Below are 13,815 nucleotides of genomic sequence, written 5' to 3'. Positions count from 1 at the left end.
GGCCAGCGGTGGAGTGGATACCCCCATAGGGTATATGATTCCGGCATGGCTCATGTACACAAGCATCGAAAGCAGTTGCTGACCCGGGTGCGCCGCATCGGCGGACAGGTGGCGGCGTTGGAGCAGGCGCTGGACAGGCCGGAGGGTGAGGCCGGCGACTGTGCGGACGTGCTGGTGCAGGTTGCCGCCGTGCGCGGTGCCGCCCACAGCCTGCTGATGGAGCTGCTGCACGAGCACCTGCAGGAACACGTGGTGGGCGCCGAAGACCCGCAGCAGCGGGCGGCCGAGGCCCAGGTGCTGGTCGAGCTGCTGCGCCGCTACGGCAAATGACCAGGTAGTGCCGGCCGCTGGCCGGCGACTGCAGGTTGTCTTCCCCGTTCATGAGGTTGCCGGCCAGCGGCCGGCACTACCCGTGGCGGTGTCGCGCGTTCCAGATATGCGTGGCGGCCAGCAGCAGGCTGCCGGTGACCGTCATCGGTGTTTCCCAGTCGTGCGAGGGCAGCGCCAACGCGCCGGCCAGCAGCAGGCCGAGCCCGGCGCCGGCGGTGGCCCAGGCCAGCACGGGCAGCGGGTGACGGCGTTCTGCCCGCCACAGCGCGTAGCCGGTCAGCGGCAAGGCGATGGCCACGAACAGCAGATGCACCCATTCCGCTTCGGCCCACGTGCCGAACAGCGGCAGCGCGGCGGCAAGCAGGGGCAGCGCCAGGCAGTGCAGCAGGCACAGGCTGGACAGGGCGACCGCGCCGGCATCAAGCAGGGCGGCAGAAGGCGACTTCATGGGGGGAGGTTCCTTGCGCAGTAATTGTTATACAGTAACATTTCCGTTCCGCAGCCAACCCGCTCCGACATGAACACTGTTTCCCGCGCCGACCGTCGCCTTCCGGTCACCGTGCTGTCCGGCTTCCTCGGGGCCGGCAAGACCACCCTGCTCAACCAGATCCTGCGCAACCGCGAGGGCCTGCGTGTGGCGGTCATCGTCAACGACATGAGCGAGGTCAACATCGATGCGCAGCTGGTACGCGAGGGCGGCGCCGAACTGCGCCGCACCGAAGAGACGCTGGTGGAGTTCAGCAATGGCTGCATCTGCTGCACGCTGCGCGATGACCTGCTGCAGGAAGTGCGGCGCCTGGCCGATGCGGGGCGCTATGACTATCTGCTGATCGAGTCGACGGGCATCGGTGAGCCGATGCCGGTGGCGGCCACCTTCGCGGTACGCGACGAGCAGGGCTTCAGCCTGAGTGACATCGCGCGCCTGGACACGATGGTGACGGTGGTGGATGGCAGCGCGTTCCTCGCCGACTTCGGCTCGACGCTGCGCCTGGCCGAGCGTGGCCAGCAGGCTGGGCCGGATGACGATCGCGGCGTGGTCGACCTGCTGTGCGAACAGGTCGAGTTCGCCGACGTGATCGTGGTCAGCAAGGTCGATCAGACCGATGACGAAGTGCTGCAGGACACGCTGGCCGTGCTGCGTGGCCTGAACCGCGACGCGAAACTGCTGCTGTCCAGCTTCGGTGACGTGCCGCTGGCCGAGCTGCTGGACACCGGTCGCTTCGACTTCGAGCGTGCGCAACGTGCGCCGGGCTGGGTAAAGGAGCTGCGTGGCGAGCACACGCCGGAAACCGAGGAGTACGGCATCGCCAGTTTCGTCTACCGCTCGCGGCGACCGTTCCATCCCGCGCGTTTCGCCCGCGCGTTGCAGTCGGGCATGCCGGGCGTGATCCGCAGCAAGGGCTGGTTCTGGCTGGCCAACCGCATGGACTGGGTGGGCGAGCTGAACACCGTAGGTGCCGCGACGCGGACGCAGGCGGCGGGGTTCTGGTACGCCGCTCGCGATCGCGTGCGTGCCGGGCTGGAGGACACGCCGCCGTTGCTGCCGCCCACGCCGCTGCCGTACAGCGACCTGGGCTGGGCGCGGCAGCAGGCCGATTGCTGGAGCGCACCGTTGCCGGGGCCGGAAGACTTTCCGGATGCGGCCGCGCACTCGGCGATGCAACGCCTGTGGCACCCGTTGTGGGGGGATCGCCGCCAGGAGCTGGTGGTGATCGGCGTGCACATGGATGAGCGTGCGGTACGTGCGGAACTGGATGCCTGCCTGCTCAACGACCAGGAGCTGCGTGCGGGCCCGCTGCTGTGGCATCAGTTGCCGCAGGCGTTCCCGGTGTGGAAGCGGTGACGGTGCACTGAGGATCGATGGGTTGCCGGCCAGCGGCCGGCACTACCCCTGGTCGATATGCCATGCGTGGATGGATGCATGGCGGAGTCGAGCATGGCTCGACTCTACAATGTGATCCGTCGCGGCCAATCCTGTAGAGCCGAGCCCATGCTCGGCTGCTGCAGTAGATCCAGGCATGGCGTGGATCTACAAGGCGTCACGCCACTGCCAACCCTCGGCGCTCACCTGCAACACCTGCGTCGGCTGCAACGCCTGCAGCAGGTGCCGGTCGTGGCTGACCATCACCAGCGCTCCCGGCCATGCCACCAGCAGTTCTTCAAGTGCCTGCAACGCGCTCAGGTCCAGTGCGTTGCCGGGCTCGTCCAGCAGCAACAGCTGCGGTGGGGGGGCGGCATACAGCACGCTGGCCAGCGCGCCTTTCACCCGTTCGCCATCGCTGAGGTGATGGGCTGCACGCTGGATGCGCTGCGCGTCCAGCCCGAGCAGGGCCAGCCGTGTGCGCAGTTCACCGGTATCGGCCGCCGGGTTGGCAGCCTGCACGGTGTCGAGAATGCTGCGCTCGCCGGAGAGCCCCAGCAACTGCTGGTCGAGCAGCGCCAGTGGTGCATGCCGTTGTACGTTGCCACTGCGTGCAGGCAACTGGCCGGCCAACACGCGCAACAGCGTGGACTTGCCACTGCCGTTGTCACCAACCACGGCGATGCGCTGGCAGCGGCGGATGTCCAGCTGCAACGGCGCGCGGCAGCCATGCGGCAGCACCAGCGACTCGCCCTGCAGCAGGCGTGCGCTGCCGCGTTCCCCCTCGCCGGCAAACAGTGCGAGCTCCGGTGTGGCGTGAACCGCCGAGGCCGCAGCGCGCAGCTGGTCTGCGCTGGCCTGCAGGCGCTCGGCCTGTACCTGCTGTGCGCGGCCGTGGCTGCCCTCTGCACGTTGTTTCTGTCGGCCGAGCAGGATCGGCGCCTGGTTGGCCTGCTTTGCATCGCGATTGCCACGTGCCTGGCGTTGCTGCTGGCGTTCGTGCTGTTCGCGCGCACTGCGCTGCTGCTGCCGGTGCTGGGCGCGGGCGTGATCGAGCTGTGCCGCGGCCGCTTCGCGTTCGGCGGCACGCGCGTCGGCGTAGTGCTGCCACGGCCCGCCATAGCGATGCAGCCCGCGCGCGTCGAGCTCGACGATCTGCTGCATGTGCGCCAGCAGTTCGCGATCATGGCTGATCACCAGCAGGCCGCCGCGCCACTGCTGCAACCGTTCGCACAACTGCTGGCGATGGCGGGCATCGAGGTGGTTGCTGGGTTCGTCCAGGATCAGCCAATCAGCGCCGCTGGCCCAGGCGCCGGACAGCGCCACCTGCATGGCCTGGCCACCGCTGAGGCGCGCGGCGGGTTGGGCGGGATCGAGGTCGTCGGGCAGCCGTAGCGCCTGCCATTGCTGCTGCAGGCGCTCGCGCAGGTCCCAACGGTCGCCGACGCAGGCGAAGTCGGCCTCGTCCACGCTGCCGGCTTCGATGCGTTGCAGTGCGGCCAGTTCAGCGCCAACGCCGGCCAGTTCACCGACCGTGCCAGCGGGTGGATAGCCGGGCGTCGGCAACAGGAACACGCGGCCGCTGCCGCGTACCTGCCCGTTCTCTGGCTGCACCCGGCCGGCGAGCAGGCGTGCGAGCACGCTCTTGCCAGCGCCATTGGCACCGACCAGGCCTGTGGCGACCGGATCGAAGGAAAACGTCAGATCGGAAAACAGCGGGCGGCCGTCGGCCAGTCGATACGACACGCGATCGAGCGTGAGGGAATGCGGGGTCATGCGACCTCCATGGATGCCGGGTTCTCCCCTGCGCGCAGGGGCGGGAAGAGTCAGGCCGTCTGATGGGAAGACGGCGGCATCAATGGCGCATCGGTCGCGAGCCTCTTGGAGGAATGAGGGGCCAGTATAGCGGGACTGGCTGAATGGCTGCGCGCAGCGGTAGAGCCGAGCCATGCTCGGCTGACCTTGAGCATCCACGCATGGCGTGGATCTACGGCACGGTACCCAGGCGGGCGCCGACGAAGTCGATGAACACCCGCAGCTTCGGCAGCACGTGTCGGCCCGAAGGCCACAGCAGGTGGAAGGTGCCGCAGGAGTGCACATGATCCTCCAGCACGGTGACCAGGCGGCCGTCGGCCAGCGCATCGCGCACCGAGTGCACCGGAACGAAGGCCAGGCCGACATCATGCAGTGCCAGCGCCACCCGTGCTTCGATGGTGTTGGCCACCATGTGCACCGGAAGTTCCTGCGGTGCTTCGTCATCGGGCCAGTGGATCGGCCACGGCTCCAGCTTGCCGGCGCTGGGGAAGCGATAGTGCAGCAGCGTGTGCTGCATCAGTTCCGCCGGCGTGCGCGGAACCCCGCGGCGCTGCAGGTAGCCCGGCGAGGCGATTACACGGCGCGGGAACACCCCCAGCCGGCGTGCGTTCATCCGCGAGTCGCTGGGTTCACCGACGCGCAGCACTGCATCGAAGCCTTCCTCGATGACATCGACCAGGCGGTCGCTGAAATCCAGGTCGAGGCGGATGTCCGGATACGCCGCCATGAACTCGGCCATCAACGGCAGGGTGAGATCGCCGACCAGCGGCAGGCTGATGCGCAGCGTGCCGCTGGGCGTGGCGTGCGGTTGTGCCAGCTCGGTGCGTGCGGCATCGCGCTCGTCGAGGATGCGCCGGCAGCGCGTCAGGAACAGCTGGCCCTCGGCGGTGAGCGTGATGCTGCGCGTGCTGCGGTGGAACAGGCGCACGCCCAGTGCGTGCTCCAGCCGGGCAACGCACTTGCCGGCGGCCGATGCGGAGATGCCCTGCAGGCGCCCGGTCTCGACGAAGCTGCGCGTGTCGGCGGCGTGCACGAAGGTCTGCAGGTTGGCGAGGTTGTCCAGGACTGACATCGGCGTAGGGGCAATGAAAGCGGCAGGGTAGGGGCGGCGTGATCACGGCGGGCGGCGCCGCCACCGCAACACTGTGGTGCAGGGTGGGGGGCGCCTGCTGTTGCGGCCTTGCAGTTCCGGCCATCATGCCGATTGCGGACTCCACGGTCCATGATGCCCGGAGCGGCAACCGGCTTTTTGCACCGCGCCGTGCTGCCTAACGTGGCGGGCCTCTCCCCACGGATCACCGCGATGAATGCCGCTCTTTCCCTCGAACCTGCACCGATGCTGCCTTCGGTGCAGCGGCTGCTGCAGCAGGTCCACCCGACGCGCCTGGTCGGTGCGGTGGTGCTGGTGTGCGAGTACGGCGAGCTGCGCCATGCCAGCGCGACCGGACAGGCCGATCGCGAGTCGGCCCTGCCGATGCAGCGCGACCAGCTGTTCCGGCTGGCATCGGTCAGCAAGCCGCTGTTGAGCACGGTGATCCTGCGCCTGGTGGCCGAGGGCGTGCTCGACCTCGATGCGCCGGTGCAGCGCTGGCTGCCGGACTTCCGGCCGGCGCTGGCCGATGGCCGCAGGCCGCCGATCAGCCTGCGCCAGCTGCTCAGCCACAGCAGCGGGCTGGGCTACCGTTTCCTGGAAGCCGATTCGCACGGACCGTACGCCCGGGCCGGCGTCAGCGATGGCATGGACGCCAACCCGGTGTCCCTGGCCGAGAACGTGCGCCGTATCGCACAGGCGCCGCTGCTGTTCGAACCGGGCAGCCAATGGCTGTACTCGTTGGGCGTGGACGTGGCCGGTGCAGTGGCCGAAGCGGCGACCGGTGAAACGCTGCAGGTGCTGTTCAAGTGTTTGCTGGCTGCCCCCCTGGGCCTGCGCGATACCGCGTTCGCCACGCGCGCTGCCGCACGGCTGGCCACGCCGTATGTGAGCGACACGCCCCAGCCGCATCGCCTGCAGGAAGGGGAGGTGGTCGCGCCGTTCGAGGGAACGGTGGGCATCGAGTACAGCCTTGCGCGTGCCCTCGATGCCCGCCGTTTCGCTTCGGCCGGCGCCGGCCTGGTGGGTACTGCCGATGACGTGATGTCGGTGCTGGAGGCGCTGCGTGACGTGCAGCGCTCCGGCCTGCTGCCGCCCGCGCTGGCGGCAGAGATGGCCAGCCCGCAGGTGGGCGAATTTGGGCCGCCGGAACCGGCCGGCTGGGGCTTCGGGCTGGGCTTTGCAGTGCTGCGCGAGGCCGCTGCCAGCGGCACGCCGCAGCGCGAAGGCACCTGGCGCTGGGGCGGTGCTTATGGGCACAGCTGGTTTGTTGATCCGGCGCGTGGGCTGAGCGTGGTGGCGCTGACCAACACGCTGTACGAAGGCATGGATGGCGCCTTTGTCGATGAACTGCGCGACGCGGTCTATGCCGACCTGGAGACCACGCGATGAGCGGCCACGCCATCGATGCGGCCAGCCCGGCCGGTGAGGCCACGCGCTTGCCGTGGGCGGGCCTGCTGGCGCTGGCCGGCGGCGGCTTCATCACCCTGTTGACCGAGACCCTGCCGGCCGGCGTGCTGCGACCGATGGGCGACAGCCTGGGCGTGAGTGATGCGGCGGTGGGCCAGCTGGTGAGCGTGTATGCGCTGGGCTCGGTGATGGCGGCACTGCCGATGACAGCGTTGACCCAGCGCCTGCCGCGGCGTCCGCTGTTGCTGGCGGCCATCGCCGGCTTCGTGGTGGTCAACACGTTGACGGCGCTGAGCAGCAGCTATGCGCTGATCCTTGCTGCGCGTTTCCTGGCCGGCGTGAGCGGTGGCCTGCTGTGGTCACTGGTGGCTGGCTATGCCGCACGCATGGTGGTGCCGTCGCTGCAGGGGCGCGCGATCGCGGTGGCGATGGTGGGATCGCCGTTGGCGCTGTCACTGGGCGTGCCGGCCGGTACGTTGCTGGGCCAGCAGGTCGGCTGGCGCTGGGCGTTCGCGTTGATGAGCGTGCTGGGCGTGGGCCTGCTGGCGTACGCGCGCTGGGCACTGCCGGCGCTGCCAGCGGCCGGTGCCGGTCAACGTGCGTCGCTGGCCAAGGTCTGGCGCATGCCGGGCGTGCGCAGCGCGCTGCTGGTGATGGTGCTGTACGTGCTGGCGCACAACGTGCTCTACACCTACATCGAACCGTTGGCGGTGGAGGCGGGTGCCGGCCCGTGGCTGGACCGGCTGCTGCTCGCCTTCGGCGTGGCGGCGATTGCCGGCATCGGGATTGCTGGTTGGGGCGTGGATCGCCACCTGCGTGCGCTGGTGTGGGCGGCGGTGATCGGCTTCATCGTACCGGTGCTGGCCTTGCTGGCATGGCCCGGCGTGGCCAGCGCGCTGCTGCTGGCGACGATCCTGTGGGGCGTGGCGTTCGGCGCGGTGCCGACCCTGTTCCAGACCGCCTTGGCACGACGCGCCGGGGCCGCCGCGGACCTGGCGCAGTCGATGCTGGTGACCGGCTGGAACCTGGCCATTGCGGCCGGCGGCGTGGCGGGCGGCGTGCTGCTGCAGGCCAGCGGCCCGAGCCAGCTGGGATGGTTGCCGCTGCTGTTGCTGGCGGTGACCGTCGCGTGGTTGCTGGCACGGCCGAAGGCGTGGGCGTAGGCGGCGCTCAACGATGATGCGGTGCCGGCCAGCGGCCGGCACTACCGTGGGCCGCGCCATCCTCGCATGGCGTGGATCTACCGAGCGCAGCGACCCGCGTTTGCTTCTTCTGTTGATTCCGTGGTGGGACCGCCGCCAGAACCTGTCAGAGACCGTCCCGGCCAACGCCGGGATAGCTGTACGCGACCCACCACCAGGGGCTCTGCCGTTGGCCGTCCTACTCGATCCCTTCACGCTCGATCGGCACGCTGCGCGGGTTCTGCATGTGCTCGCGTGCAGCGCCGTACTGCTGCTGCCGCTTGTGGTGGAAGGCGACGAACTCATCACGCGGCAGCGGCCGCGAGAACAGCCAGCCCTGGCCGAATTCCACATGCCGGCTGTGCAGGTAGGCCAGCTGCGCTTCGGTTTCCACGCCCTCGGCCACCACCCACAGGCCCAGCTCCTTGGCCATGTCGATGATGTGCGGCGTGACCGGGCTGGTGGCGCTTTCGGTGCCGATCGCATCGATGAACGACTTGTCGATCTTCAGCGCATCCAGTGGCAGCTGCTGCAGGTACTGCAGGCTGGAGAAGCCGACGCCGAAATCGTCGATCGCCACGCTGTGGCCGGCGCGGCGGGCGGCGGCAAGCATGGTGCGCGCGCGGTCCAGGTCGAGGAAGCCACGTTCGGTGGCCTCCATCCAGATCTGCTGCGGCAGGATGCCGCTGCCGGCCATGTGCCGGGAAATCATCTTCAGGGCGCGGCCGCTGCTGATGTCTTCGGCGGCGAGGTTGATCGCGATGTGCGCGCTGCGGTCGGCCACCAGCAGCTCGCGCATGTCGCGCACCACGTTCTCGATCACCAGGTCGGTGACGTCGGCGATCATGCCGGCCTCTTCGGCCAGCGGAATGAACAGGTCCGGCCGCACCTGGGTGCCATCCGGGCGCTGCCAGCGCACCAGCGCCTCGGCGCCGACGCAGATGCCGGTGTCCAGTTCGATGATCGGCTGGTAATGCAGGTACAGCTCGCGGCGGCGGATGGCGGTGGCCAGCTCACCGCGCAGCGACAGGCGGCGCCGCGACAGCCAGATCACCAGGCCGGCCCCGGCGGCGGCCAGCAGCAGGCCGACCGGCACGTACAGCCATGCCTGCTGGCGGAAGGCGGCGGCCAGCGCGGTGCGCGGCGTGGTGGCGATGGCCAGCCATTCCTCGTTGCGCGCGGTGGCGAACAGCGTGGCGTGATCCAGGCCTTCGCCGGGGTCGCGCAGCAGTGCCTGCAGCAGGTCCGGATCCAGGCCGGGCTGTTTGGCCAGCAGGCGTCCATCGGGGCTGGCCAGCGCCAGCCGCACGTTCGGGTCGGCAATGACATCGACGAAGCGGCGCGGGTCCACCAGTGCGTCGTAGGACCCATACAGGACCGCCAGCACCTGGCGGCGGCCGCTGATTTCCGGGCGCACATCCACTGCAATGCCTGCGCCATCGCTGGTGACGTGGTCCGGCGTGGGTTGATCCACATCGGACAGGAACGGACCCCACGAGGTGCAGCGCAGCTTGCCACCTTCGAAGTAGCCCATCTGGTCGATCGATGGGGTGGTCATCACCAGGGTCTGCATGCGCCGGATGTGTTCGGGGCTGCAGGGTACGTAGGCGCCGGCCTCGGCCGATTTCAGTGCCGCCAGCGCTTCCTGGTAGGACAGGTCGGAGCGGCGCAGGGTGCGATCGGCGATGTCGCGCAGGCGCTGCTGTTCGACGCTGATCGCGCGGTCCCAGGTGGCGTAGGCCATGACCGCGATCGGCAGCGCAGCGGCCAGCAGGGCCAGGGCGGTGCCGCCGATGATGACGCGCAGCCGGCTCATGGCCGGGGCTCCAGCGGGGCGGGCGGGGCAGGGCGCATGGTGGGCCGGTCCTTGGGCAGGTGCGGCTATCTGAGCATGGCGCCGGGCCGGGCGGAATGGGATCAATACGGTATTCGGTCACATTGTGGTGAAAGCGGCCCGCTTTGACGCAATAGGTCCGTCTGGCGCTGGCGCTCGGCGCCGCGGAGGACTACCGTCGAATGCTTCGCCCGCCCCTTTTGCCCGCGCCCATGACCGAGCCCGCAACGCCCCCCGAGCACCTGCGCCGCAGCCTGTCCAACCGCCACCTGCAACTGATCGCCATCGGCGGTGCCATCGGCACCGGCCTGTTCATGGGATCGGGCAAGACCATCAGCCTGGCCGGCCCCTCCATCGTCTTCGTCTACCTGATCATCGGCGCGATGCTGTTCTTCGTGATGCGCGCGATGGGCGAACTGCTGCTGTCCAACCTGCAGTACAAATCCTTCATCGATTTCTCCACCGACCTGCTCGGCCCGTGGGCCGGGTTCTTCTGTGGATGGACCTACTGGTTCTGCTGGATCGTCACCGCCATCGCCGATGTGATCGCCATTGCCGCCTACGCGCAGTTCTGGTTCCCCGGGCTTGAAGCCTGGAAACCGGCGCTGGCCTGCGTGATGCTGCTGCTGGCATTGAACCTGGTGACGGTGAAGCTGTTCGGCGAAATGGAATTCTGGTTCGCGCTGATCAAGATCGTGGCGATCTGCGCGCTGATCATCACTGGCGCCGGGCTGGTGGCGTGGGGCTTCACCTCACCCAGCGGCCACACCGCGTCGCTGTCGAACCTGTGGAATGACGGTGGCATGTTCCCGATGGGGCTGGTCGGCTTCTTCGCCGGCTTCCAGATTGCGGTGTTCGCCTTCGTCGGCATCGAGCTGGTCGGCACCACCGCCGCCGAAACCGCCGACCCCGAGCGCAACCTGCCCAAGGCGATCAACTCGATCCCGGTGCGCATCATCATCTTCTACGTGCTGGCGCTGATCGCGATCATGGCGGTCACCCCGTGGCGCCAGGTGGTGCCGGACAAGAGCCCGTTCGTGCAGCTATTCGTGCTGGCCGGCATTCCCGCCGCCGCCAGCCTGATCAACTTCGTGGTGCTGACTTCGGCCACGTCCTCGGCCAACAGCGGCATCTTCTCCACCAGCCGCATGCTGTACGGCCTGGCCGAAGAGGGCCACGCCCCGCGCGGGCTGTCGAAACTGTCGCGCGCCGCAGTGCCGGCCCGTGGCCTGCTGTTCTCGTGCCTGTGCCTGCTGGGCGGCACGCTGCTGATCTACCTGATTCCCAACCTGGTGACCGCCTTCACCCTGGTGACGACACTGGCGACGGTGCTGTTCATCTTCGTCTGGTCGCTGATCCTGGTGGCCTACATGGCCTATCGCCGTCGCTATCCGGAGCGCCATGCTGCATCGATCTTCAAGATGCCCGGCGGCGTCGCGATGTGCTGGGCCTGCCTGGTGTTCTTCGCCGCCGTGCTGGTGCTGCTGAGCCTGCAGGGCGACACCCGCCAGGCGCTGATCGCCAGCCCGGCGTGGTTCGTGCTGCTGGGCGTGGGCTATTGGGTGCGTCGGAGGACCGCGAAGTGATCCGAAGTGGGGTCAGATCCCGTTGCTCAGCAACGGGATGTGACCCCGGCAGGTCGCGGGACCCACCCCGCCTCCTCGCGGGAAAACGGCTGTTGCTGTTGAGGTTGCCGGCCAGCGGCCGGCACTACCACGGGTGCAGGACGCCGCCCTGCCGGCCCCCATTCACCCAACATTAGCGGGCACGGCCGGATCATCCGGCCGCCATGTCCCCTCGCCCCGTCCTGCTCGCGCTGTTGCTGCTGCCCAGCCTGTGGCCCGGGCTGGCCGCCGCGCGCACCGTCTACCGCTGCGTGCAGGGCAACACCGTCAGCCTGGCCACCGCGCCGGAGCCGGGATCGCGGTGCACGCCGAAGGAGATCGACGACAACGCCGTCCAGACCCCGAACCTGTGGGGCAACATGGGCGTGTTCAGCGGCGTGCTGTACGAGCGCGAACAGGACGGGGCGCTGGTCTACTCCACGCGCAACCTGCCCGGCTCGCGGGTGTTCCTGAAGTTCACCGTGGCCACGCCGCCAGGCGAGCCGGCGCACGAGGGCCTGGGCAAGGTCGGCACGCCGCAGCTGGCGCAGCACGCCCGGCAGTTCAAGGCCGCGTCCAGGGCCACCGGCGTCGATGATGCCTGGCTGCGTGCCATCGCCCACGCCGAAAGCAATTTCGACGCGCTGGCGGTATCCAGCAAGGGCGCACAGGGCGTGATGCAGCTGATGCCCGAAACCGCGCAGGAATACGGGGTGAGCGATCCGTTCTCGCCGCAGCAGTCGATCGAGGGTGGCGCGCGCTACATGCGCGCGCTGCTGCGCCGCTACAACGGCGACCGCCCGTTGGCGGCGGCTGCCTACAACGCGGGCATCGGTGCGGTCACCCGCTACAAGGGCGTGCCGCCCTACGCCGAAACCCTGGCCTACGTGGACAAGGTGATGGCGCTGTACGCACGCTACCGCGAAGCGATGGGCATCCGCACCGAAGTGCCGGCGCGCTAGCGGACGGTGCTGCCTGCACGTGGCGTTGTAGAGCCGAGCCGATGCTCGGCTGCGCCAATTGCCGCCGAGCATCGGCTCGGCTCTACACAAAAAGCCGCTCAGCGCGAGGTGGAGGTGCTGACCAGGTCGTAGCGCTCGATGCGGCCGACGCGTGCCACCTCGGCCTGCACGTCGGCACGCTGCTTGAGTGCACGCCACGCGGCATCGATGCGCACATCGCCCGGCAATGACGGATAGGTTCGCATGTCCTGCAGGCTGGCCAGGGTTTCCCCGCGTTCGATGGGCGAGCGCAGCTGTTCGATCAGCACGGCGGCGGCACCGTCCAGGTTGCCTTCCTCCAGCAGCATTTCGCGATGGAACAGGCGGGCATCCTCGCGCTGGGCCAGGATCACCGCGCGTGCTGCGTCGCGCGCCTCGGCATCACCGCGCTCGCGGGCGGCGGCGAACTGCAGCAGCGCCTGCGCGGCCTTGCCGTAGCCGGCGAGGCCCGGCATGTCATTCACTGCCTGCGCAGCGTCCTGCATGCGCCCCAGCGAACTGAAGACGAAGCCGACATTCATCTGGTGCTCGACACCATCCGGGCCGAGTGCGCCGATGCGTTGGGCCTGTTGCGCCGTGGCCAGTGCCTCATCGGTGCGGCCCAGCCGGCGCAGTGCGGTGAGCCGGCTGTTGAGCAGCCAGGCCACCCATTCCGCTTCGGCGGCGGCAGGTGATTCGCCGTTGCTCGCGGCACCGGCCATGCCCTCGGTCAACGACAGCACTTCCTCGTTGCGGTCCAGCATGAGCAGGGTGGTGCTGAACTCGGCCATGCGCGCGTCCAGTGCACGGTCGAGCAGGCCGGAGACGCGCAGTTCATCGAGGTGGCGCTGCGCCGCCTGCACCGGATCGAAACGCGCATCGCCGCGATCGACATAACGGTCGAAGCGCTTGTCGCTGCGCAGGCGGATGATCTCGGCCGGGCTGTCGATGCGGGCCAGCGTGGCTGGAATGCCGTCGCCACGGCCATTGTCGGCCTGCAGCGTGGCCAGCGTCAGCCACAGCCCGGTGGGTTCCAGGCCGGCACTTTTCCAGCCGTTGTCAAACAGCGCCTGCAGCAGGTCCATGCGCTTCATCGGCTGGTCACGCAGGCGGTACTGCAGGTAGTTGATGGCGTGGTGATCGACCGGCAGCGGCGCGTCGGCATGCTGCAGTGCCTTCACCAGGAAGGTGGTGGCTGCGGCCGGCTGGTTGTCCGACAGTTCCACCGACACCTGGGTAAGCAGGATCTGTGCATCCTCCGGCAGGGCCTCCTGCGCCCGCTGCAGGTAGCGGCGGGCCAGGGCCGGCTTCTTCTGCATCAGTGCGGTCCAGCCAGCGACCTGCGAGGCGCGGCCACGATGCTCGGCATCGAAGTCGTCCAGCAGGGGATCCTCCATCAGCCGTTCCATGCTGATCAGCGCGCCCAGCGTGTTGCCGCCACGCGCCTGCTGGATGGCTTCATCCCAGCGCGTGGCATAGGCTTGGTGCATCGCATCGGCGGTGATTGACGGCTTCTGCGGCGCCACCGTGATCGAGGCAGTGGCGGATGTGCTGGCCAATGCGGCCAGCAGCAGGGCGGTGAGCGGGAGAACGCGGGGCATGGAGAATCTCCATCCGTGGGAACCGCATTGAACCTGCTGCAGCCAGCGAGGACAAGCACGACGAAGCGAATTCTGGCGTTCAGCCGCACAATCGGCCGTGGCGGATCGC

11 protein-coding genes are annotated in these 13,815 nt (G+C 68.8%); 6 read left to right on the top strand and 5 right to left on the bottom strand.

Going from position 1 to position 13,815, the window contains the following annotated elements; all coding sequences use genetic code 11:
- Positions 1-45 precede the first annotated feature (45 nt).
- Positions 46-330, top strand: a complete 285-nt coding sequence (locus J3A72_RS22460; protein WP_041863029.1) for a metal-sensing transcriptional repressor — start codon at positions 46-48, stop codon at positions 328-330.
- A gap of 76 nt (positions 331-406) precedes the next feature.
- Here J3A72_RS22460 and J3A72_RS22455 read toward each other — a convergent pair whose 3' ends face one another.
- The gene (locus J3A72_RS22455) at positions 407-778 is read right to left on the bottom strand and encodes a MerC domain-containing protein (RefSeq protein ID WP_014645760.1); all 372 of its coding nucleotides are present in this window, start codon (positions 776-778) and stop codon (positions 407-409) included.
- Between the two features lie 69 nt (positions 779-847).
- Between J3A72_RS22455 and J3A72_RS22450 the strand changes: the two genes are divergently transcribed.
- Complete coding sequence (locus J3A72_RS22450; RefSeq protein ID WP_014645761.1) at positions 848-2,173, top strand: GTP-binding protein; 1,326 nt, start codon at positions 848-850, stop codon at positions 2,171-2,173.
- Between the two features lie 186 nt (positions 2,174-2,359).
- Here the strand turns inward: J3A72_RS22450 and J3A72_RS22445 are convergent, their stop codons facing one another.
- Positions 2,360-3,967, bottom strand: a complete 1,608-nt coding sequence (locus tag J3A72_RS22445; protein ID WP_075076833.1) for an ATP-binding cassette domain-containing protein — start codon at positions 3,965-3,967, stop codon at positions 2,360-2,362.
- A 211-nt stretch (positions 3,968-4,178) separates the two neighbouring features.
- Entirely contained in the window at positions 4,179-5,078 is a 900-nt protein-coding gene (locus J3A72_RS22440) for a LysR family transcriptional regulator (RefSeq protein ID WP_209572147.1), read from the bottom strand.
- 231 nt (positions 5,079-5,309) lie between these two features.
- On the opposite strand from J3A72_RS22440, the gene J3A72_RS22435 reads away from it, so the two are divergent.
- Positions 5,310-6,488 carry a serine hydrolase domain-containing protein gene (locus J3A72_RS22435; RefSeq protein ID WP_075076831.1) on the top strand — a complete coding sequence of 393 codons (1,179 nt, stop codon included), beginning with the start codon at positions 5,310-5,312 and terminating at the stop codon, positions 6,486-6,488.
- A complete protein-coding gene (locus J3A72_RS22430) occupies positions 6,485-7,669 on the top strand; it encodes an MFS transporter (protein ID WP_075076830.1) in 1,185 nt (394 codons plus the stop codon). The genes J3A72_RS22435 and J3A72_RS22430 overlap by 4 nt, the downstream gene beginning before the upstream one ends.
- A gap of 217 nt (positions 7,670-7,886) precedes the next feature.
- On the opposite strand, the gene J3A72_RS22425 is transcribed toward J3A72_RS22430, so the two are convergent.
- Entirely contained in the window at positions 7,887-9,503 is a 1,617-nt protein-coding gene (locus tag J3A72_RS22425) for an EAL domain-containing protein (protein WP_075076829.1), read from the bottom strand.
- A 230-nt stretch (positions 9,504-9,733) separates the two neighbouring features.
- On the opposite strand from J3A72_RS22425, the gene cycA reads away from it, so the two are divergent.
- Entirely contained in the window at positions 9,734-11,107 is a 1,374-nt protein-coding gene (gene cycA, locus J3A72_RS22420; RefSeq protein WP_032962245.1) for a D-serine/D-alanine/glycine transporter, read from the top strand.
- 203 nt (positions 11,108-11,310) lie between these two features.
- Complete coding sequence (locus J3A72_RS22415; protein ID WP_049406906.1) at positions 11,311-12,087, top strand: lytic transglycosylase domain-containing protein; 777 nt, start codon at positions 11,311-11,313, stop codon at positions 12,085-12,087.
- A 98-nt stretch (positions 12,088-12,185) separates the two neighbouring features.
- Here the strand turns inward: J3A72_RS22415 and J3A72_RS22410 are convergent, their stop codons facing one another.
- Complete coding sequence (locus J3A72_RS22410) at positions 12,186-13,706, bottom strand: hypothetical protein (RefSeq protein ID WP_075076828.1); 1,521 nt, start codon at positions 13,704-13,706, stop codon at positions 12,186-12,188.
- Positions 13,707-13,815 lie beyond the last annotated feature (109 nt).

This window comes from Stenotrophomonas sp. PvP093 (genome assembly GCF_017876915.1).
Taxonomy (GTDB): domain Bacteria; phylum Pseudomonadota; class Gammaproteobacteria; order Xanthomonadales; family Xanthomonadaceae; genus Stenotrophomonas; species Stenotrophomonas muris.
Note: the sequence above shows the minus strand (reverse complement) of the source record. Positions and strands in the feature narration are given on the sequence as shown.

Coding starts and splice junctions, on each gene's coding strand:
- cycA (WP_032962245.1), top strand. CDS start 9,734: ATGACCGAGCCCGCAACGCCCCCCGAGCACCTGCGCCGCAGCCTGTCC.
- J3A72_RS22425 (WP_075076829.1), bottom strand. CDS start 9,503: ATGAGCCGGCTGCGCGTCATCATCGGCGGCACCGCCCTGGCCCTGCTG.
- J3A72_RS22415 (WP_049406906.1), top strand. CDS start 11,311: ATGTCCCCTCGCCCCGTCCTGCTCGCGCTGTTGCTGCTGCCCAGCCTG.
- J3A72_RS22440 (WP_209572147.1), bottom strand. CDS start 5,078: ATGTCAGTCCTGGACAACCTCGCCAACCTGCAGACCTTCGTGCACGCC.
- J3A72_RS22410 (WP_075076828.1), bottom strand. CDS start 13,706: ATGCCCCGCGTTCTCCCGCTCACCGCCCTGCTGCTGGCCGCATTGGCC.
- J3A72_RS22455 (WP_014645760.1), bottom strand. CDS start 778: ATGAAGTCGCCTTCTGCCGCCCTGCTTGATGCCGGCGCGGTCGCCCTG.
- J3A72_RS22430 (WP_075076830.1), top strand. CDS start 6,485: ATGAGCGGCCACGCCATCGATGCGGCCAGCCCGGCCGGTGAGGCCACG.
- J3A72_RS22435 (WP_075076831.1), top strand. CDS start 5,310: ATGAATGCCGCTCTTTCCCTCGAACCTGCACCGATGCTGCCTTCGGTG.
- J3A72_RS22445 (WP_075076833.1), bottom strand. CDS start 3,967: ATGACCCCGCATTCCCTCACGCTCGATCGCGTGTCGTATCGACTGGCC.
- J3A72_RS22460 (WP_041863029.1), top strand. CDS start 46: ATGGCTCATGTACACAAGCATCGAAAGCAGTTGCTGACCCGGGTGCGC.
- J3A72_RS22450 (WP_014645761.1), top strand. CDS start 848: ATGAACACTGTTTCCCGCGCCGACCGTCGCCTTCCGGTCACCGTGCTG.